This is a genomic window from Gracilibacillus sp. YIM 98692 (assembly GCF_010993965.1).
GTDB lineage: Bacteria > Bacillota > Bacilli > Bacillales > Amphibacillaceae > Gracilibacillus.
On sequence record NZ_WIXM01000039.1, the window covers coordinates 1 to 19,194 of the forward strand.

At 40.3% G+C, this 19,194-nt stretch carries 19 protein-coding genes; 10 read left to right on the forward strand and 9 right to left on the reverse strand.

The window, feature by feature from the left end:
- Nucleotides 1-542: 542 nt before the first annotated feature.
- Nucleotides 543-1,439 (reverse strand): accessory Sec system S-layer assembly protein, encoded by an 897-nt coding sequence (locus tag GHD00_RS18910; RefSeq protein WP_163539770.1) that lies wholly within the window; start codon nucleotides 1,437-1,439, stop codon nucleotides 543-545.
- A 15-nt stretch (nucleotides 1,440-1,454) separates the two neighbouring features.
- Nucleotides 1,455-3,815, reverse strand: coding sequence for an accessory Sec system translocase SecA2 (gene secA2 / locus GHD00_RS18915; RefSeq protein WP_163539771.1), 2,361 nt, complete (start codon nucleotides 3,813-3,815; stop codon nucleotides 1,455-1,457).
- A 280-nt stretch (nucleotides 3,816-4,095) separates the two neighbouring features.
- Between secA2 and GHD00_RS18920 the strand changes: the two genes are divergently transcribed.
- From GHD00_RS18920 to GHD00_RS18935, 4 genes are all read left to right on the forward strand, one after another.
- Nucleotides 4,096-6,342, forward strand: a complete 2,247-nt coding sequence (locus GHD00_RS18920) for a polysaccharide pyruvyl transferase family protein (protein WP_205600792.1) — start codon at nucleotides 4,096-4,098, stop codon at nucleotides 6,340-6,342.
- A 266-nt stretch (nucleotides 6,343-6,608) separates the two neighbouring features.
- Nucleotides 6,609-8,054, forward strand: coding sequence for a murein biosynthesis integral membrane protein MurJ (gene murJ, locus GHD00_RS18925; RefSeq protein ID WP_205600793.1), 1,446 nt, complete (start codon nucleotides 6,609-6,611; stop codon nucleotides 8,052-8,054).
- A gap of 8 nt (nucleotides 8,055-8,062) precedes the next feature.
- Complete coding sequence (locus GHD00_RS18930) at nucleotides 8,063-8,296, forward strand: hypothetical protein (protein WP_163539774.1); 234 nt, start codon at nucleotides 8,063-8,065, stop codon at nucleotides 8,294-8,296.
- Nucleotides 8,297-8,320: 24 nt separating this feature from the next.
- Nucleotides 8,321-8,797, forward strand: a complete 477-nt coding sequence (locus tag GHD00_RS18935) for a CBO0543 family protein (protein WP_163539775.1) — start codon at nucleotides 8,321-8,323, stop codon at nucleotides 8,795-8,797.
- A 74-nt stretch (nucleotides 8,798-8,871) separates the two neighbouring features.
- Here GHD00_RS18935 and GHD00_RS18940 read toward each other — a convergent pair whose 3' ends face one another.
- Entirely contained in the window at nucleotides 8,872-9,933 is a 1,062-nt protein-coding gene (locus tag GHD00_RS18940) for an LCP family protein (RefSeq protein ID WP_163539776.1), read from the reverse strand.
- A 443-nt stretch (nucleotides 9,934-10,376) separates the two neighbouring features.
- Here GHD00_RS18940 and GHD00_RS18945 point away from each other — a divergent pair, with 443 nt between their 5' ends.
- From GHD00_RS18945 to GHD00_RS18955, 3 genes are all read left to right on the forward strand, one after another.
- A complete protein-coding gene (locus GHD00_RS18945; protein ID WP_481810401.1) occupies nucleotides 10,377-10,610 on the forward strand; it encodes a DUF1659 domain-containing protein in 234 nt (77 codons plus the stop codon).
- Between the two features lie 41 nt (nucleotides 10,611-10,651).
- On the forward strand, nucleotides 10,652-10,864 hold the full coding sequence (locus GHD00_RS18950) for a DUF2922 domain-containing protein (protein WP_163539778.1): 213 nt from the start codon (nucleotides 10,652-10,654) through the stop codon (nucleotides 10,862-10,864).
- A 120-nt stretch (nucleotides 10,865-10,984) separates the two neighbouring features.
- A complete protein-coding gene (locus GHD00_RS18955; protein ID WP_240468759.1) occupies nucleotides 10,985-11,122 on the forward strand; it encodes a YvrJ family protein in 138 nt (45 codons plus the stop codon).
- Nucleotides 11,123-11,484: 362 nt separating this feature from the next.
- Here the strand turns inward: GHD00_RS18955 and GHD00_RS18960 are convergent, their stop codons facing one another.
- From GHD00_RS18960 to GHD00_RS18975, 4 genes are all read right to left on the reverse strand, one after another.
- Entirely contained in the window at nucleotides 11,485-13,047 is a 1,563-nt protein-coding gene (locus GHD00_RS18960) for an alpha/beta hydrolase (RefSeq protein ID WP_163539779.1), read from the reverse strand.
- Nucleotides 13,048-13,211: 164 nt separating this feature from the next.
- The gene (locus GHD00_RS18965) at nucleotides 13,212-13,367 is read right to left on the reverse strand and encodes a DUF1540 domain-containing protein (protein WP_163539780.1); all 156 of its coding nucleotides are present in this window, start codon (nucleotides 13,365-13,367) and stop codon (nucleotides 13,212-13,214) included.
- A gap of 104 nt (nucleotides 13,368-13,471) precedes the next feature.
- Nucleotides 13,472-14,740 carry a helix-turn-helix domain-containing protein gene (locus GHD00_RS18970; protein ID WP_163539781.1) on the reverse strand — a complete coding sequence of 423 codons (1,269 nt, stop codon included), beginning with the start codon at nucleotides 14,738-14,740 and terminating at the stop codon, nucleotides 13,472-13,474.
- A gap of 102 nt (nucleotides 14,741-14,842) precedes the next feature.
- Nucleotides 14,843-15,019: a hypothetical protein gene (locus tag GHD00_RS18975; RefSeq protein ID WP_163539782.1), complete on the reverse strand. Its 177-nt coding sequence runs from the start codon at nucleotides 15,017-15,019 to the stop codon at nucleotides 14,843-14,845.
- 348 nt (nucleotides 15,020-15,367) lie between these two features.
- Here GHD00_RS18975 and GHD00_RS18980 point away from each other — a divergent pair, with 348 nt between their 5' ends.
- The 3 genes from GHD00_RS18980 (at nucleotide 15,368) to GHD00_RS18990 (ending at nucleotide 17,595) form a co-directional block, all read left to right on the forward strand.
- Nucleotides 15,368-16,564, forward strand: coding sequence for a F510_1955 family glycosylhydrolase (locus GHD00_RS18980; protein WP_163539783.1), 1,197 nt, complete (start codon nucleotides 15,368-15,370; stop codon nucleotides 16,562-16,564).
- Between the two features lie 91 nt (nucleotides 16,565-16,655).
- Complete coding sequence (locus tag GHD00_RS18985) at nucleotides 16,656-16,904, forward strand: hypothetical protein (protein ID WP_163539784.1); 249 nt, start codon at nucleotides 16,656-16,658, stop codon at nucleotides 16,902-16,904.
- 94 nt (nucleotides 16,905-16,998) lie between these two features.
- A complete protein-coding gene (locus tag GHD00_RS18990; protein WP_163539785.1) occupies nucleotides 16,999-17,595 on the forward strand; it encodes a class I SAM-dependent methyltransferase in 597 nt (198 codons plus the stop codon).
- A gap of 111 nt (nucleotides 17,596-17,706) precedes the next feature.
- On the opposite strand, the gene GHD00_RS18995 is transcribed toward GHD00_RS18990, so the two are convergent.
- Nucleotides 17,707-18,618 carry a VOC family protein gene (locus GHD00_RS18995; protein WP_163539786.1) on the reverse strand — a complete coding sequence of 304 codons (912 nt, stop codon included), beginning with the start codon at nucleotides 18,616-18,618 and terminating at the stop codon, nucleotides 17,707-17,709.
- A gap of 33 nt (nucleotides 18,619-18,651) precedes the next feature.
- Complete coding sequence (locus GHD00_RS19000; protein WP_163539787.1) at nucleotides 18,652-19,167, reverse strand: SRPBCC family protein; 516 nt, start codon at nucleotides 19,165-19,167, stop codon at nucleotides 18,652-18,654.
- Between the last annotated feature and the right edge of the window lie 27 nt (nucleotides 19,168-19,194).

The following is a 19,194-nucleotide window of genomic DNA, read 5'->3' on the forward strand; positions in this document are numbered from 1 at the left end:
CTATTTTTCCTTTCAGCCTGTGATTGATTCTTTTTCACTCAAAACAGCACAGTTTTTCAGTGGCCTCCTGCTCTTCCCCCAGGAGTCTCGCGTTTTTCCGCAGCTTGTGTGAGTTTTCGTATTTGTAAGAAAAAATCCTAGTATCTTTTATATATGATGCGTTTGAACAAAAAATTTACCATCCTAACAGCGTAGGAAATATACGTAGACTCCTGCGGGAAAAGCAACGGCTGAAGATCCCGCAGGAAGCGTATTTTGCTTCCGAGGAAGCTGAAGCGTTGCCCGCGGAAAGCGAAGTATATTTCCGAAGCGTCATTTAAACTCTCACCCCACACTATTGCGCAGTTTGGTCCTGATGCGAATTAGTTCATGTTAGATAATAGCGGATAAGACTGGGTGGGTTATGGCTTGTTTGATGCTTCGATATGATATAACACATTACGAGAGTGCGAATCTCAATCTCAAGCATACTTCAAAATGAGAGCACAAACCTTATAAACAATAAAAATCCACGAGCGTCTTGCTCGTGGATTTTTACATCTTTACTTCTGTATGGCTTCTACCTTCCATTCACTCAAATCAATCTCACTCGTATCCTTCAACAATAAAGAAGATGGGAAGATGAAGCGCCATGGCTTGCTTGTATTACTTTTTACTTGAAGGCCGTCCAACGAAAACGCTCCTCGTGCAACAGCTTCCCCAGACGCATCGCTCACCATTAATGGCAGTTTTTCCAGCGTAATATCTTTGTTAGCGCCATTTCGAATCAAAATCGTCACCGCTAATTGCTGATCATCGGTTACTTTCGCATCAATGCCCATCAAATTCACTTCGCCTGGCTTTAATGGCTGAGCAGAAGCAACGATTTGCTCCAGCTTCTCGATGCTTTCACTCGCTAAGGACTTTTTCCATGAATCTTCTAAATCCAACTGATGTTTCTTCTTTAATTCAAATGCTAGACTCCAATTCGCATTGGGAGTTACCGAATTATCTTGCAAATCTTCCTTCGTAAAAACGAATTCCCAAGGCCTGCTGCTCATTGGCGGGATTTTGCCAACTTCGGTTAAATCAAAGTTTTTTCTCCCTACGATTTGATGGTCCTCATCTAGCAGGCAAATCGTGCTTTCTGCCAACTCGATTGACTTTTCTAAGGTTTGACGAATCAAAGCAACAAAATGAAATTGCCCATCCCGTTCTTCGAGATCCACGGTCGCAATCGATAATTGATTTTTCTTCAAAGGCTTTGCGCCATTATTATGAAAGGCAAATACGTATTTCTCTTCTTCCGGCAAGTGCCATTTTGGATGAATCGATAAGCTGGTGTCGACTAGTTCCTCATCCTCGTTACTTTCCTCACCATCTTCCAAAACATCTTGTGCATCTATTTCGTGCTCGACTTGCTTGTTTTTCTTACTCTTTTTCCGTAAAAATGGAAACATCCTTATCTAACACTCCTACACTTTATATTTATTAAACACGATCGCATTATAAGCTTGTACATAATGCATATGAATCTGCATCTTCGTCTGGTTAAACATCCATTCAAACAATACATATCCTTCTTTTTTATAAATTTGAATCGGATCTTCCTGCTGATAAGAGCGCATGCTGATCCCGTCTTTTAAACGTCCCATCTCTTCCAAATGAGACGTCCAGTTTTGATCAATAAACATGAGCGCACCTTTTCTAATTTGTTCTTCCACTTTTGGATGATCTCCTAATTCTGCATAAATCTCTTTATGCTCCGCAACTTGCTCCTGAACAAAGCCCTTCAGCTCTTCATAATCCTCAAAATGTCGATCTTGTGGGACATGAACAAATAAAGCCTCATCCAGCCAGCCTAATAATCCTTTCATATTCCACTCGTTCGGCAGCAGTTCTGGATCAATGTATCGTTCGATTTGTTGTTCGATCACTTCATCGATATATGTGCCAATCGTTTCTTTCACTTCATCTGTCGTCAACAATTGATCACGCAACTGATAGATCACTTTACGCTGATCATTTACGACTTCCTCTAGCTGAAAATTAAATTCACGGAACTGGTAATGGCCGCCTTCACTTATTTTCTGGATCGTATCAATCCATTCATGCGCCTGCTTGTTCAGTATAAGCCCTAAGTCATTTGTCTCGATCTTTTCTTCTTGTCGTTCCATCACATCTTGGCCGAAGCGTTTCACCAGCTCATCTTCAAAAGATATGATAAACTGCGACGACCCTGGATCTCCTTGACGGCCAGCGCGGCCTTTTAATTGATTATCAATTCTTCTGCTCTCATGACGTTCTGTTCCAATTACATGTAAACCGCCAAGCTCAGCAACACCTTCGCCAAGCATTATATCGGTACCGCGCCCAGCCATATTGGTCGCAATCGTGATCTGTCCTTTCTGCCCAGCTAAGGAAATCAACTGTACTTCTTTTTCTACACTTTTTGCATTTAAAAGATGGTAGTCCAGCCCTGCCTTATCTAAATAAGAAGCAACGGTCTCGGACTGAATGATCGAAGTGGTGCCAATCAAGATGGGCTGTCCCTTTTCATGACGAGTCTTGACTTCATCAACTAAATACTTATATTTGTCCTCTTTCGCCCAGAAAATCATATCTTCTTGATCATCACGAATGACTGGCTTATTGGTCGGAATCGAAATCACATCCATGCCATAAACCTTCTGGAATTCTGACTCCTCCGTTTTAGCTGTCCCTGTCATCCCAGCTGTGATCGGGTACATATGATAATAATTTTGCACGGTTACCAATGCTTGAGCCTTATTCTCTTCGGTTACCTTCAAGCCTTCTTTTGCTTCCAACGCCTGATGCAGCCCGTCACTCAAACTTCTTCCTTCCATAATACGTCCTGTGTTCATATCGACAAGCTTGATCTCGCTATCTTCCACAATATAATCGACATCTCGCTCAAATAACACACGAGCTCTTAGCGCCTGATTCATATAGTGATTGAGCGCACGATGTTCTAAATCATAAAAATTATCAATCGCAAACGTCTTTTCAATCTTAGTAATACCTTCTTCGGTAAAATTCACCGTCTTTAACTCGATATCATATGTAAAATGGGTATTCTCTTTAAAATTTTTGACAAGCTTCGCACATACTTGATGGAGGTTCTCACTTAATTTCGTTTTCCCAGCCACTATCAAAGGAGTTTTCGCCTCATCAATCAAGACACTGTCAACCTCATCTATGATCGCATAATGATAAGGGCGCTGCACCTTTTGACTAGAAGAGTAGGCCATATTATCCCGTAAAAAGTCAAAACCAAACTCGGTTCCAATTCCATATGTAATATCTGCTTGATACGCTTGTTTTTTCGCCGTCGGGTCCATGCCTGGTACATTCAATCCAACCGTTAATCCTAAAAACTCATGAATTTGCCCGATTAACTCACAATCACGACGTGCCAAATACTCATTTACGGTAATCACGTGCACGCCTTTTCCTTCCAATGCACGTAAATAACTAGGCAACGACGCCACCAGCGTTTTCCCTTCACCAGTCGCCATCTCCGAAATATTTCCCTCTAACAAGACAAGACCGCCGATCAATTGCACATCATAATGCCTTAATCCCAACACACGCTTCGACGCTTCCCGTACCGTCGCGAACGCCTCATTCTTCAATGCATCCACTGTTTCCCCAGCAGCAAGGCGCTCCTTGAACTCATACGTCTTATGATGTAATTCCTCATCTGTTAAGGTAGAAAAATGTTCCTCTAACGCATTGATTTTCTGCACCGTTCTTTCGTATTTTTTCAGTTGTTGCTTATATTTTAACTCTTTCCATTTCGTTAGTAACTTCATGTCAAACTCTCCTTATTTCGATAAGAAAAAACTTCATGATAGCTGATATTCGCATGAAGTTTTGCCTAAATGTTAGTATATCATGAAAGAAACAGAATAACATTATAGGTAAAATGGAAATTCGTCGAAAAATTGAAAGATTGATATTTTTATGTGCATAAATCGTGTTAAAATAGTATAATGGAATGTATTGTCTGGAATATTTTGAACGGAAAAATGAAATCCCTGTTCAAGCAGTGAAAAAACTTCACTTATTATGTGAAAAAGGATGGAAGATCGTATGGTCATCGGCATTGTTGGAAATTACGGAAATAATAATAAAGGCGATGAGGCGATTTTAGAAGGGATTTTACGCCAGTTAGAGGACGTATTTGGAATGGATCGTGCGGATATTATCGTGTTCTCTAACCAGCCAGAAAAGACAAGTGAGCAATATGGCGTAAAGTCTAAGCGTCTCTATTATAAAAATCATAATGCAGTCTCGACGATGTGTAAGACAATGCGTAAAAATGCAGCAGCGATTAAGCAATTAGATCTTCTGATTGTTGGCGGTGGCGGTATTTTCATGGACTTGTATGGTCGTGAAGCCTTTTTGTTCGGGATGTATGGCTGGCTGGCAAAACTATCTCGCACGCCTGTCGTGCTTTACGGGGTAGGGGCAGGTCCTATTTTGACCAAAACAGGTAAATTCCTGCTGCGTTCCTTAGCCCATTTATCTGATTTAGTCACGGTGCGTGATCCCAAATCGAAACAGTTACTGAAGGAGATCGGGGTCAAATCAGCAGTTCATGTGATCGGGGATCCCGCTTTTCAAATGACACCTGCACAAAAGCAAATGTTAGAAGATACAGATAGGGAGGAGCGCCCTGTACATATCGGTGTCACCGCCGTGCCATTTTATCATAAGAGCTACTGGCCCAATGAAGACATCGAACAATATGAGCGCTATGTATCTGGCATGGCAGCAAATTTGGATGCTTTATTGGAAACATATCCGCATTGCCGCATTCAGTTTTTTTCCACCAAATATCCGCAAGATGTTTGGGTGACAGAAGATATTTGTTCGAGAATGGATATGCAAGAAAAGTGTAAGATCGAAACCAATTTAACCAGTCCGCAAAAAATCGTGCAATTTGCGGCTGATCAAGATATCGTCATTGGGACAAGGCTTCACTCGTTAATTTTAGCGCTTGTTTCCAAGACGCCGGTGATTGCCGTTTCTTATCATCATAAAGTACGCGACTTTATGGAAATGATCGGCATGCACTCCTATACGATTGGGATTGAGGAATTAGATCGAAACCCATCCTTTTTTGTGAATGCGGTAGGGCAAATGAGGGATAATTGGAATAAAACATTAGAACGCTTTTCCGACGTGTCCGAAATGATGAAACAGCAAGCTCATGCTGGGATGGAGCTAGTGAAGAGTCGAGTACTCGAAAAAAAGAAACCGACCAAACTGCTCGTGCTGAGTAATATGTATCCATCCAAGCACTCGAAGACATACGGTATTTTCGTGAAAAATCAGGTGGAGCAGCTGAAAGAACAGGGTATCGAAGCAGATGTGATTGCGATTCGTGATCCTCGTAAAGGGAAATTGCGACTGTTGAAGAAATACGGAGCATTCTTCGGTCGAAACCTATGGCAATTTATTTGGAAAGGATGGCGCTATGATGCCATTCATGTCCATTACATTTTTCCAACCGGATTAGTCGGATTGTGGTATAAATATCTCTATCGCAAAAAATTAGTGGTCACCTCTCATGGCGGAGATATTGATCAAATGATCAAAAAGAATAATCGAGTGAGGCAGTTATCCGAGCATATTTTACAAAAAGCGGATGACGTCATCGTTGTGGGAGAAGGGCTGCAGCAAGATATAGCGGATCATTTTAGGATTGGATCAGACAAGGTGTCGGTGATCAATATGGGGGTAGACCGTTCGGTGTTTCGTCCGATTGAAAAGGCAGAGGCACGTCAATTAGTCGGGATTCCACAAGATCAAAAGGTGGTCTTGTTTATCGGCAATCTGATTTATGCGAAAGGGTTGGACGAGTTAGCCGAAGCGACGATACGGTTAAATGAAAAAGATTCAAAAGTTGTGACCCATTTAATTGGAGAACCGAAAGATCCAGCCTATTTTGAATCCTTCCAAGAACGTTTTACGCATGATTCGCTTGTGATACACGGTTCGAAATCGCAAGACGAGCTTGCGCTATGGCTGTCCGCGGCAGATGTGTTTGTCTTGCCTTCACATATTGAAGGGTTTGGACTTGTGGCGTTGGAGGCGATGGCTTGCAGGACGCCTGTGATCGGGTCGGATGTCGGGGGACTGAGTTATTTACTGGCAGACGATACCGGGATGAAAGTAGAGCCGAAGAACACGGACGATTTAGCAGAAAAAATAGATAAAATGCTCGAGCAGCCAGACTTACGTAAGCAATACATCGAGAACGGCTGGCAAAAAGCAAAACGCTATGACCAAGAACGCCTAGTGAAATCGGTCATTCGTCTATATCAAAACTAGTTAACCCGATGCACGAAAAGTCTGGTTAACTAGTTTGTTTTTTTAGTGGATAGTGCTTAATCACGCCATGGAAAATATACTCGCTTTCCGCGGGCAACGCTTCAGCTTCCTCGGAAGCAAAAATCGCTTCCTGCGGGATCTTCAGCTGTTGCTTTTCCCGCAGGAGTCTCGCATATTTTCCTGGCTGAAAGAAACCTTATTATTGATGTAAGGTCACTAACAAATCTTTTAATTGAAATAAAAACCCAGGAAAGTAGGAATGTATGGTGCGCTGGTTGAAAATTTTAGGTGCGGTAGCGGTGATCAATGTGATCGCTCGTCTGCTTGGCTTCGGACGCGAAGTGATTATCGGTTATCAATACGGAACGTCCTTTAGAGCAGACAGTATCATTACCGCCTTTACCATTCCCAACTTTATATACTTAGTCGTCGGCGGGGCAATCACCACAGCCTTTATCTCTGTCCAAAGCAAACTATCCAAGGACAAGCAAACAAGATTCAGGCAAAACATTTTCACCCTGTTAACCATCATCCTAGGCGCCTTAAGCCTTGTAAGCATCCTATTCGCAGCCTTTTGGATCGACCTGTTTTTCAGCGGCATGTCACCAGAAGCAGCCGAACTGACAACCAAACTCTATCAAGTCATGGCACCAGCATCTTTATTCCTAGTCATCGGCATGTGGCTCAGCGGCCTGTGGAACATGGAAGGGCACTACCGCTTCACCGCCTTCTCCACACTCCTATTCAACGGACTATTCCTGTTAATCGGAGTCGCATTCACACAAGCACTTGCCACCTTTTCCTACGCGATCGGCGCCACCATCGGCTCACTTGCCATGGCACTAACGCTGTACATAGCCTGGCAAAAAAAATATGGCCCGATCCCGATGCAATGGAAATGGCAAGCCAACCAAAACGAACTCGCACGATTTATCAAACTCAGCGTCCCGATACTATTCGGCGGCGCGACGTTACAATTTTATTTCTTCATCCAGCGCATATTCGCAGCCCAGCTGGAAGAAGGCTTAATCGCATCGATCAACTATGCCACCAAAATGACCCAATTCCCACAAGCCATCCTGATGACCAGCGTCACCACCGTCATCTACCCATTGCTGGCGAAAGCAATCGGCGATGGTCAAGAAGAAAAAGTGGGGAGGATATACCAGAAAGGCGTGCGCTGGCTCGTCCTGCTGTTAGTGCCTGCGACCGTATATCTCTACGTGTACGCCGAACAGATCATTCGCCTCATCTTTGAATATGGAGCGTTTGACCAGCTATCGACAGCTAGAACATTCCCATTACTGCAATGGTTCGCCTTTTCGATGCTACCATTAGCACTCACTACATTTATCACCAGATTTTTTTATGCAAAAGAACAGTCGTACTTACCGGTTTTCTACAGCTTGTTATCGGTGTTTGGGATTAATTTGGTGATTATTGTTGGGTGGTTAGAGGAGCTGGGGCCATTTGCGATTGCGCTGGGAACGGTTGTGGCAACGATAGTGAATATGGTCTTGCTATGTATCAGTGCCTATGTAAGGTACAGCTATACAATAGGCAGATTGGGATATGTCGTGTTTAGTGTGGCAGGAGGATTTGTGATTTGGGGCAGCTCCTTGCTCTTGGATGCCAATGATTGGGTCATGCTAATCGGAGGCGGATTGATTACGGGGGTATGGATTTTGGCTGGGTTAAGGTTGTATAGATAGAAAGAACTTTGGCGGACATACGTTCCTTTATTTGGGGCGAAAAAGGTGTTTTTGGATGGCTTACGGACATTGTGGATCTCTGTCAAGAAAGTGGACACCAAAATAACGCACTAGATGTCCGTCAACACCTTCAAAAGTCTGTTATTTTTGAAATAGCGTACCAAATGTCCGTGAAAATATGTATTATTGGGGCGAATGCATATGCTTTTTCTGAATTGGGTGAGTTTCATGAATATAAATAGTAATGTTGTTAAAAATACTTTATTATGGATAACTATATTCTTTGGGGACTTCTATTACTTGGTCTAATATTGCTCATATTCAGCCTTAGGAAACCACCTATTACACATTGGTTGCTTATTTACTTTATGAAAGCATATTTTTCGGCATTTTTAGGTGTAATCATAGTGGAGAACAAAATGGTTGAGTATCCGGTGAAGTTTTTACCTGATTTCTTTGATACAAGTATCTTATTTGAATACCTTCTTTTCCCAGTTACATGCATTTTTTATTATCAGACAACTTATCATTCCAAATTATGTAGTATAATGATTCAAACTTTTCTTTATTCTGCCATTTTAACGGTATTGGAGGTTGTATTCGAAAAATATACAGATTTAATTGAATATCATTCTTGGACATGGTTTTATTCGTTAATCAGCATGTTTCTTCTCATGCTTTTTGTTCGAGGAATGATGGCATTAGTGGTGGGTAACGAATCAAACAAGAACAAGACAAAATAAAAAACGCTTGGAATATTAGATCCAAGCGTTTTTCTGTGGTACTGTCAGTTGCTCCATTAGTGAGCCGTCTCTATTTAATTAGCGGGGTTTGCTAGTTCCATATCGCCATGATTGTTATCTGATGCATTGATTGACGTATCTTCATCGATATTAAGATGTTCTTTTAAGGTGTCTTGTACGGATGCTACACTATCTTCATTTAACTGATAATAATAGGTGTTGTTAATATAGGAGTCGTGCCCTTCTAATGTGTAAGATTCCATATCAAGATCGCCTTGCATGCCATAGGACATTAAACTTCTCATCTCGGAAAATTCCATATTTGTTTTCATATTGTTTCCGACTGCTTCCATAATATCATCATATTTTAAAACAGAATCAAGGCTTAACGCCCGTTTTACAATAGCTTTCATAATCTGCTGCTGACGTTTTCCACGTTCAATGTCATTATCCATCTTACGAGTTCTGGCAAGTGCTAAAGCTTCTTCGCCATTTAAGGTTTGCTCACCAGCGGTTAAGTGAATCGCGCCTTTACGGTCTTGAGAATCCTGTTCATAAAATTCATATGGTACATCGACCGTAATACCGTCAAGTGTATTCACCACATCAATAAAGGCGTTGAAATTGACGCGTACATAATAATCCACAGGGACATCTAAGAAATTCTCCACTGTTTCAATTGTGGATTTCGGACCGCCCAATGAATGGGCATGATTAATTTTGGTCTTATAACCTTGTTCCGGAATATAAACATAAGAGTCACGCGGAATACTTAACATCTTCACACTGTGGTCCTCTTTATTAAGGGTTGCTAGAATTAAAGCATCAGATAGTTGGGGAGATGACCCATTACTGGACCTTTTTTCGCTATCATCAATCCCAATAAAAAGGATAGAGACATTATCCTGCTCCGGATCTACATCCTTTTCTCTTTTCTCTGAGCCATTTTCACGGCCATCATCTTCAAAGGATTTGCTCGCCACATTTTCCGCCTTCTTCACTAAGTAAAAGCCATAACTCCCAACAGCCCCAACAATGAGAAGCAGTGGAATCAGAATATATAATAAGAGTTTACGTTTCTTTTTCTTCTGTCTCTTTCTCATTTGAGTTCGTAAGTTTTTATCTTTATTGCTCATAGTGTAAGCTCCTCAAAATATAATTTTGCATCAAAGTACATTTTACTATGAAAAAACAAAACTGTCACTACTAATTAATATGACGTTTCTTTTAAAAATTAGTTACAAAAATGACAAAAACTTGTCGAAAATATGGAAAAATGGTCGCCTCGGTTTGGCGAGAGCGCGTGAAATTCGGTGAAAGCGCAAAACTAGATGATGAAAGTCATATAATAGCTTAGTAAGATTTAAAAAAGAACGCGCGCTCCCACAAGATAATGCGCAATAACGAATACGAACAGAAATGGCAACACTTCTGTTCGTTCCTTATCCTTATTCTTACCCATCTTTAAAATAGTATACTTTCACTCCATACTCCTATTCGACACGATTCCCGAAATTCTTCCTCCTAAACTTCATACACACCTCCTTCTCGTTTTTTACGATTATAGAGGCGAAAGGAGGTGAGAGACTTGGCCGTAACGGAACGTATTAATTCCCGATTGCAGCTGGTGTTTGAAAATGGCACCGATCCTGTTTCCGGCGACCAGATCTACAAAACGAAATCGTTCAACAATGTCAAAATGGACGCGACAGCCGATCAGCTGTTTGCCATCACGGAAGCACTTGCCCCATTGCAGCAGCTGACGTTGTACTCGATCGAACGTGACGACACCGAACTGATCACAGCAGAATAACTTACTGAATCCCAGTAATAAAGGAAAGGAGGGAATGTTGGATGAAAAAGATAGAGCTGAAATTTGAAAATGAGCAAGGGAGGACGGTGACAGTCGCTCTGGACCATCCAGTGGAACCAGTCGACGAAGCGGCAGTCAATGCTGCGATGGATGCGATCCTTCAAGAAAATGCGTTCTTCTCATCCGGTGGTGATCTCGTCAGCAAGAAAAGCGCCCGCATCGTAGAGCGCAACGTCTTTGATATCGCTATCTAATACTAAGGTTAGCTTTATGAATACACACTGATATCAGCAACTGTAATATGCGAGACTCCCGAGGAAAGCGAGTATATTACAGTTGCGTATCTAGTGAGCTGACAAACTGGAGGTGAAAGCTTGGAGGAAACATGGATGTCGCTCGTAACGGATGTCGGCTTTCCGATGGCGGTCACTTTTTATTTGCTGCACCGCATCGAAACAAAGCTCAACACCCTAATCGAGTCGATCACATCCCTGCCAGAAAAAATGAGATAACTCCCCCACAAAAAACCGGGAGGTGCTAGCGCAACACCACAACAGCACCACCCGGTTTTCTTATTTTAAAAGAGAAGAGCTAAGTAACGCTCCGGAAAATATACTTCGCTTTCCGCGGGCAACGCTTCAGCTTCCTCGGCAGAAATCCACTGCCTGCGGGATCTTCAGCTGTTGCTTTTCCCGCAGGAGTCTACGTATATTTTCCTACGCTTATAAGTGGAAAGATTGATATATGTTCCTGTTCCACTTTACTTATTATGATTTCTCTCTCTAAAAAGAACATCACAACTAGCGCAGGCAGAATACGGAGGCTCCTGTGGGATAGTGAGAGCCAAGATCATTTGTTACCCAATTAATTTACTCTATTCCCACTGCTTGTCTTTTTCCGTCATCCAGTATTTCATTTCCGCATCATTCGCCGTGATTTTATAAAAGTTAATCAACATATCATACAACGATTCGTTATGATCAAACACCTGTACATACTGTTTTAAAATATCAATCGCATCTTCTGCCTGTCCTTGTTCGAACATCTCCCGAACCAGCCAAATCGTCAGCTCAATTAACCGCTCCTCTATATCCTGCCGCAAGTTTAAAAACCAATCATCATAAACCGCTGTCAAAAATCCAGGATCGGTAATCTTAGATAAAAGATTCTTCACCCGCCTTTGTTTCAACAATTTATTCGATTCATTCACCGCATCTTTCACTTCATGCATCAAATGAATCGCATCACAATCCACACAATCAGCTAACGTAATTTCTTTCTTATCAATCACTAGTAAATGATCTATTTTTTCACCCTCCACCTGCAACAATCTGCGCAAATGGGTCAAATAGACCCGTAAATTCCGCAAAGCATTATCCAACGGAGTATCCGGCCACAACGAAGCACAAATTTCCTCCCGAGGCGAAGTAGGATGAAACACTAAATAAACAAAAATACGTTTCGCATGCCGTTTATTCCAACCATGCAGAATTTCCTTCCCATTAAAGCGAACACGAAAACTATAGACAATATTGACTTCCAGTATCTGATTTTCTTTCGCTCTCGTCGCCTTTTTATGTTTCATCGTCTCTTCATAACTAGGCACATAATCCGAAATATTCCTTTTATATTGAAGAAGTGGACGCTTTCGTTTATCCAGCGCCGTAAAAAAGTTGCGAATAAGCTTTGCTGTCATTTCAGGTTGATCCAATACAAGAAAGGTGGACGCATTGGGGACAACAGTATGATGGACGTGGGGCAGCTGAATCGAGTGGTAAATAAGCAACTCCTGTGGAAATAAAATGTCATGCTCTCCTGCCAAAATTAAGGTTGGTGCTTTTGTTTGTCTCATATATACAACAGGATCTGTATAAAGGGTCAACTCCATAATTTTTCGATATACAAAAGTATTCATCTCGGTCATCCATTTTTGCAACCTATAATACCTTTCATACTCACCAGTTAAAACCGTCACAATCTGCAGTAAATCCTCTACCGGAATTCGCGTGCCATTCACCGTTAGCTGGTCACGCTGTTGTTTCAATTGACTATAACTCTCCTGTGGGAAACAAGGTAAGGAAAGAATAACTAATCTAATTACATAATCTGGATAAACCGTACTGAACTTTAAGGCTGTCAAACCACCAAACCCCATGCCAACTATATAAACAGACGTTAATTGAAACGAATCAATCATATAATGCAAATCTTCGACATATAAGTCAATCGACAACATATCATTGCCCAGATCACTCTTCCCAAATCCTCGTAAATCAAAAACTAAAATATGATAATCATAAAAATAAGAATACAGGTCATCATATAATGTGTGATCCGAAATATTAGTATGTAAAAAAATAACCGTATTAGAAGTCGGTTCATATCCTTCTATATATTGGTAATAAAGGTGGATATTTTGGTGTTTGATGTATGGCAAAATCAACTTCCCCCTAGAACATATGTAGTATTTCATTTAGTAAAAAAGTCCTTATGGAATATTTTATATCCTACAGGAAATCTTTTCAATTAAAAATGTAACTAAAGCAGTTCTAAAATGGAAAAAAACAGAGGAACGCATCCACACGTTCCCCTGCAAAATACTTAGTGAGACGGTTCAAACGTTTGGCAATCCGTCTCTTTCTCATCGGAAGCCTGTTTCCCAGTATGGCTTACCACATAAATTTTATCAGCATGGCATAGGTTCCCCTCAGCCCAGTATACACAGTTATTCACTTCACATTTTACATCCTTCGCCATCTCAAACCACCTCCCATACCTATAGTATAGGAATCAAAAAATATTTATATACTAGGGTAGACATGGAAAAGTACCAGCAAAATCAAAGCAAGATAATCGAAAGGCTATCCGTCAGAGCCCCTTGCCAAATAAGAAGTCCAGCCTTCTGCAATACGATCATCCACCACACGCTTTAAGTAATCATTTGCTTTTTTATAATGTTGTTTTTTACTATAGATATTGGATAGTACCAGGCAGACTTCTTTTGCAGCAACCATATCACCGACCTTAACAAAATAAGGATAAATCTCGAGTTCTAGTCGCTCCACACAATGCGGTGTACCGATTTGATTATGGATTTTCATTTCTAATATGTATAATTTGTGTTGAAATTTGAGGTTGGCGTGTAAGGATTGTCCCGTTTGGATGTAGGCTAAAGCTTGGGAATAGTCCTCTTTGGATTGATAAATGATGGCGGTTAAGTAAATATGAGATACCTTTTGGCTTTGGCATTTTTCATAATGAATCGCTTTTCGCGCATATTTGAGCGCCTTATCTTTCTGTTTCAAAAGGAGAAACGCTTCTCCCAGCAGGGCATAGATAGAAGGATGATGTTCTTGCGGGTATTGGTAAAGGATATTAAGTAAATTTCGGTTCGCACGCTCACACTTATTTTGCATCATGTCATTGGAAGAAAGGATTTTTCTACAGCGGATAATGTTAGAGCTATCTAAGACTTCTTGGTATTGTCGTAAAGCAAATTGCGCATGTTCGAGTGAATCTGAATAGCGGCTTGTTTTATGATAGAGCATGGCAAGATAAAGGTTCAACTCCGGATCCTGTTGATATCGGTGGGGGTACTCCTTCTTTGCATGATAAAGATAATACTTAGCTTGGCGAAAGTCGTTTATGGTAATATAGTAAAGTCCAATCACTTTACAGCATAAGTAAGCAGGTGAATCAGATAAAGTGGACGAGAAATTGATCATCTGGGGCAATAGCTCTTCAGCTTTTTCGAGATCATTTTTTAATAAGGAATAGCGGAATTGATACAAGTGATAAGTCGTGTTCGTATTCATCGCGTGTGTGATAGGGAATTGTTCTTTCATTTCCTGATAGAGCTTGTCTGCTTTCCCAACTTTCCGGCGTGCAATCGCCTTATCCCATTGGGAAAGCTGCTTGGCCAAAGTACGATGATCAGTGGAATAGGGATCTAACTCTGGCGCATGCAGAAGTTTGCTGATTTGATGAAGCATGTGATCAGTAGGATGATGACAGCCTGATTCGATTTTGCTGATTAAAGAATTGGATTTGTGCAACTTTTCGGCTAAGTCTTTTTGCGTATATTGGCGGGATTTACGATAGTGTTTGATCGTTTTTCCGATATTTATCATTCCTTTGCCCTACCTTCTAATAGAATTTTTTGTAATTTATGGATAATATATCCTATTCGTTGACTTATGTCATATTCCTTCCTGAAAATTGTAAAAAAATGTTTACTTATAGTAACGGTAAATCCCTTCCAGCGCAAAACCCGCGATAAGTAGCAGCACAAGGATAATAAAATTCCGCAACCCCATCAAAGGAACAACAAATAAAAGCCACGGCACAAACACAAAAAATCCAATAAGCATGACCATAACAAAGTAGAAAAACATACCCGTTCCCCTCATGATTGATCACCTCTTCTGCTAATAGCCTATGCACTAGGCGCTTAGGCGTTCATTGTCATGGGTAGTGGAAGAAGCAGGAAGATGGACGAGACTCCACCAATAGCACAAGGTAAACCAACTTCTTCTTAAATGCTGGTTTTTTTATCCTTTTCAGTCTAAAATATGTTATATAAATTTTTGCATGTTATTGTTGTGATAGGATGAAGTTTATACGAACTTTAGCGACATGATTGATTACGATAATTTCTAATAGCTATTTAATGGTATGGTTTTTAAGGTTGTTTTGAGATAAATCTGATTAATAACTTATTGTAATTGGTGAATATCCTTCTAGGAGTGAAATAAGCAATGATGAAAAAATTATCTATTTTAAGTTTGATGCTATTTTCTATTCCATTTCAAGTGCTTGCTCAGGGGACGGAAGAAGAACATGCAAGAGAAGTCGCAGTTAATTATTGGAGTTATGGTTTGATAGCATCACTAGTAATGTTGGTTAGTTTTCTTGGCCTGTTCCTACTAACAAAACGAAAAGTAAGTACGATTAGTGTAAAAAATAAAGAAAATCGTGAAAAGCGTAAAATGATCATAGCTAGAGCTAACATCTATAAACGATTCCTGATCGGGGCCTCATTGTTAAGTATTGTCTTGCTAGTCATAATAAATGTTACAAATGGATCTGGATTTCTAGCAAATCGACTAGATGGAACAGCACAAGGTGATAATAGTCAAGAGAAGGTGGATTTCACCCATATTCATGGACTTGGTTATTCTAGTGATGGAGAAGAAGTTTATGTTCCGGCTCATGATGGTTTAAGAGTTTTCAAAAATGGAGAGTGGACGGTTCCATCAGTTAGTGAAAAGCATGATTACATGGGTTTTTCCATGTTTAAGGATGGTTTTTACAGCAGTGGCCATCCTGCACCAGGATCAGACCTTGCTAATCCATTAGGGATTATCAGAAGTACTGATATGGGAGGAAATATTGAAATTCTCGACTTATACAAAGAAGTGGATTTTCATGGTATGACGGTTGGATACGAAACAGAGGATATCTATGTCTTTAATACATCAGAAAATTCACGGATGGATAAACCAGGATTTTATTATTCAACGGATCAGACGAAGACGTGGAATCAAGCTGAATTACAAGGTCTTAAAGGACAAGCAATGGCGTTAGCAGCACATCCAACTAAATCTGGCACAGTAGCACTTGGTACAAAAGAAGGGGTATACTTATCAAATGATTATGGAAATAACTTTCAAAAGTTAGCTGTATCGAATACGGTAACGGCAGTTTCCTTTGACTACCAAGATAATTTACTGGCTGCAACGGATAGTGGGAAGCTTAAACATATTAATTTAGCCACAAATGAAGAAAATGAATTAAGTATCCCAGATTTAGGAAAAGATGTGATTACTTTTGTAGAGCAAAATCCTGTAAAAAGTGATGAATTCATTTTTACCACTAGTAAGAAAGACATCTACTTTTCAGAAGATGGCGGTAAAACATGGAATCAAAGTGTTAATGAAGGTATTGCCCTATAATAATAGAATAAAATAAGTGGGGGATATGGATTTTAACAAAATGGTTATCTATACTGAAGATATTCACGTATAGACGAAAGGAGAATTTGTCATGAAAATTAAAAAGATTCCTTTTGCGTTGTCATTTGCTACTGCGGCTCTATTCGTAATTGGTTCAGCAGCGTTTGCACATGAAGATACAGAAAGTAATGGAATGGGTAATATGATGAATAGTCACAATGGTAATGGAATGATGAACATGATGGAAAATGGAAATATGTCGAACATGATGAAAGAAGAAATGATGGATGATTGTAGTCGATTTATGGATTCCTATGAGGGTGAGATAAAAACGGAGTAATTTTGAAATGGAACTATTTCAGCGTGATAGGCCTCTGTTATAGAGGTCTTTTCCATCTCTCTTTTTAATTCGGAATCACGAAGAGGTGAAAAATATGGGGAAAGGGCTTCCGCATTATTATGATAGAGTAATGAAACCCCTTGAACAAATGAAGTTTAAACAAATCAGAAAAGAACTTTTAAATAATGCAGTGGGAAGAGTACTTGAAATTGGTTCGGGAACAGGGGCTAATTTTCCTTATTATACTAATGCAATGCAGGTAGATGCCATTGAACCCAATAATCAGATGTTGGAGCAATCACTAAAACGTCAATGGGAAACGAAGACTCCAATAAAAACTTATTTAGTTCAAGCTGAGAAACTTCCTTTCAGTGATAATACATTTGATTCAGTTGTTGCAACACTGGTGTTTTGTACTATTCCAGATCCAGAGAAAGCACTAAGAGAAATACATCGAGTAAGCAAGCCTGGAGCTGAAATACTAATCTTTGAACATGTCAAAATGAGAAATTCATTGTTAGGAAAGTTGCAGGATATACTGACACCCCTATGGAAAAAAATTTGTGATGGATGTCATTTAAATCGTGATACCTTAACCACATTGGAACGGTCTCCTTTAGCTATAATGAGCATAGATTCCTATTATAAGGGGCTCCTTGTAACAGTTAAATGTGTTAATAATAAACAATAGTATGAAGGTTTATATTATTCGTCTATCATCGATTTATGGCAACTAAACGAAAAAAAAGCTGGTGATTACCAGCTTTTAAAACCATCACTTTATTTCAGAGCAACATCATGATTACATACCTTGATATGCTTCTTTTAATTTTTCTATATCAAATTTTTTCATTTGAAGAAATGTTTTGGTTAATCGATCCATTTGTTCGTTTGTCCCATTTATCATCATTTCTCCCATCACTTCTGGCCAAATTTGCCAAGAAACACCGTATTTATCTTTCAACCAACCACATTGTTCTGCCTTTGGATCTGCGGAAAGCTTTTCCCAGTAGTAATCAATCTCTTCTTGATTTTCACACTGAACTAAAAGTGAAATGGCTTCATTAAATTGGAAGTTATGGAACTGAGCACTGTCCATAGCAGCAAACCATTGATTCTCTAGCATAAAATCTGTAAACATCAAAGTCCCTTCCTTGTCCGGCTCCATGCCTGCAGGGTAGCGTGCGATTTCCCCTCGTTTGGACTCATTGAAAACAGAAAGATAAAAGTCAGTGGCTTCTTCTGCCTTACCAGACACCTCTTGAACATACATCAATGAAGGGACGATAAATGGTCGTTCTTCACCATCTGGGTTGGTGAGGAACAGCTGCCAAGTCAGGCCATACTTATCCTGTATCCATCCGTAGCGCTTACTGAATGGATATTCTTGAAGTGGCATAAGTGGTGTACCGCCTTGGGAAAGTTTATCCCAGAGCTGATCTAAATTCTGCCTTGCGTTTTGATCTCTAGAAGGATCAAAATGGACAAAAAAGGAAATCGAAGGATTGAACTGAAAATGCGGCCCTCCATTTATAGCCATAAATGAATACCCTGCGAGATGAAAAGAAATGACATCGGTTTCTCCGGATGGTGTGTCGTGAATGGTTGCTGTATTAGTGACTTTTGAATCGGGAAAAATGGAGGTATAAAATTGTGCAGCTTCTTTTGCTTCCTGATTAAACCATAGATGCGGGACAATTTTTTGATCTATCATTGATATTTCCACCTTTTCATTATGAATGATACCTTATTTAACCTTGTTAAGATGCTCTTCCAGACGGTTCCAGGTTTCTGTGATGCCTTGTAACATGCCCATGTCCATGACCTTATTGAGAGCTTCCGCAGACACATATTCAGCACGGTTAACGAGTTTCGTCTTGTCACCCAGATCGATGAATTCCAGCGTGATCTCGGATGATGGCATATTTTTATCGATATTACCATCGGCATCCGAGAAGTAATCCGTGTAATGAATCATCTCTGGCTCGATAATATCCTTGTAAACGGCTTTCCCCCAAGACTCCATACCGTAATATTCTCCTTGATTCCGGTCCATACACTTCATACAGAAATGCCATGAACCGCCCGGTCGGAAATCAATGTGACAAACTGGAAGTTCCCATCCAATAGGTCCCCACCAATGCTTGAGATGCTCAGGTTCTTTAAACATGTTGAACACGAGATCGCGCGGTGCATCAAAAATACGCTCCAATACTAGCACCTGATCGTTCTCAACTCTGGATTTTAATTCGTGGATTGACATTTTATCTCCTCCATCCAATTGTATAAG

Excerpts from the sequence above, each read along its gene's own strand:
- GHD00_RS18935 (WP_163539775.1), top strand. The coding sequence starts at position 8,321 with ATGGATAACTATATTCTTTGGGGACTTCTATTACTTGGTCTAATATTG.
- GHD00_RS18995 (WP_163539786.1), bottom strand. The coding sequence starts at position 18,618 with ATGATAGATCAAAAAATTGTCCCGCATCTATGGTTTAATCAGGAAGCA.
- secA2 (WP_163539771.1), bottom strand. The coding sequence starts at position 3,815 with ATGAAGTTACTAACGAAATGGAAAGAGTTAAAATATAAGCAACAACTG.
- GHD00_RS18975 (WP_163539782.1), bottom strand. The coding sequence starts at position 15,019 with ATGAGGGGAACGGGTATGTTTTTCTACTTTGTTATGGTCATGCTTATT.
- GHD00_RS18920 (WP_205600792.1), top strand. The coding sequence starts at position 4,096 with ATGGTCATCGGCATTGTTGGAAATTACGGAAATAATAATAAAGGCGAT.
- GHD00_RS18970 (WP_163539781.1), bottom strand. The coding sequence starts at position 14,740 with ATGATAAATATCGGAAAAACGATCAAACACTATCGTAAATCCCGCCAA.
- GHD00_RS18980 (WP_163539783.1), top strand. The coding sequence starts at position 15,368 with ATGATGAAAAAATTATCTATTTTAAGTTTGATGCTATTTTCTATTCCA.
- GHD00_RS18910 (WP_163539770.1), bottom strand. The coding sequence starts at position 1,439 with ATGTTTCCATTTTTACGGAAAAAGAGTAAGAAAAACAAGCAAGTCGAG.
- GHD00_RS18965 (WP_163539780.1), bottom strand. The coding sequence starts at position 13,367 with ATGGCGAAGGATGTAAAATGTGAAGTGAATAACTGTGTATACTGGGCT.
- GHD00_RS18950 (WP_163539778.1), top strand. The coding sequence starts at position 10,652 with ATGAAAAAGATAGAGCTGAAATTTGAAAATGAGCAAGGGAGGACGGTG.
- GHD00_RS18940 (WP_163539776.1), bottom strand. The coding sequence starts at position 9,933 with ATGAGCAATAAAGATAAAAACTTACGAACTCAAATGAGAAAGAGACAG.
- GHD00_RS18990 (WP_163539785.1), top strand. The coding sequence starts at position 16,999 with ATGGGGAAAGGGCTTCCGCATTATTATGATAGAGTAATGAAACCCCTT.
- GHD00_RS19000 (WP_163539787.1), bottom strand. The coding sequence starts at position 19,167 with ATGTCAATCCACGAATTAAAATCCAGAGTTGAGAACGATCAGGTGCTA.
- GHD00_RS18985 (WP_163539784.1), top strand. The coding sequence starts at position 16,656 with ATGAAAATTAAAAAGATTCCTTTTGCGTTGTCATTTGCTACTGCGGCT.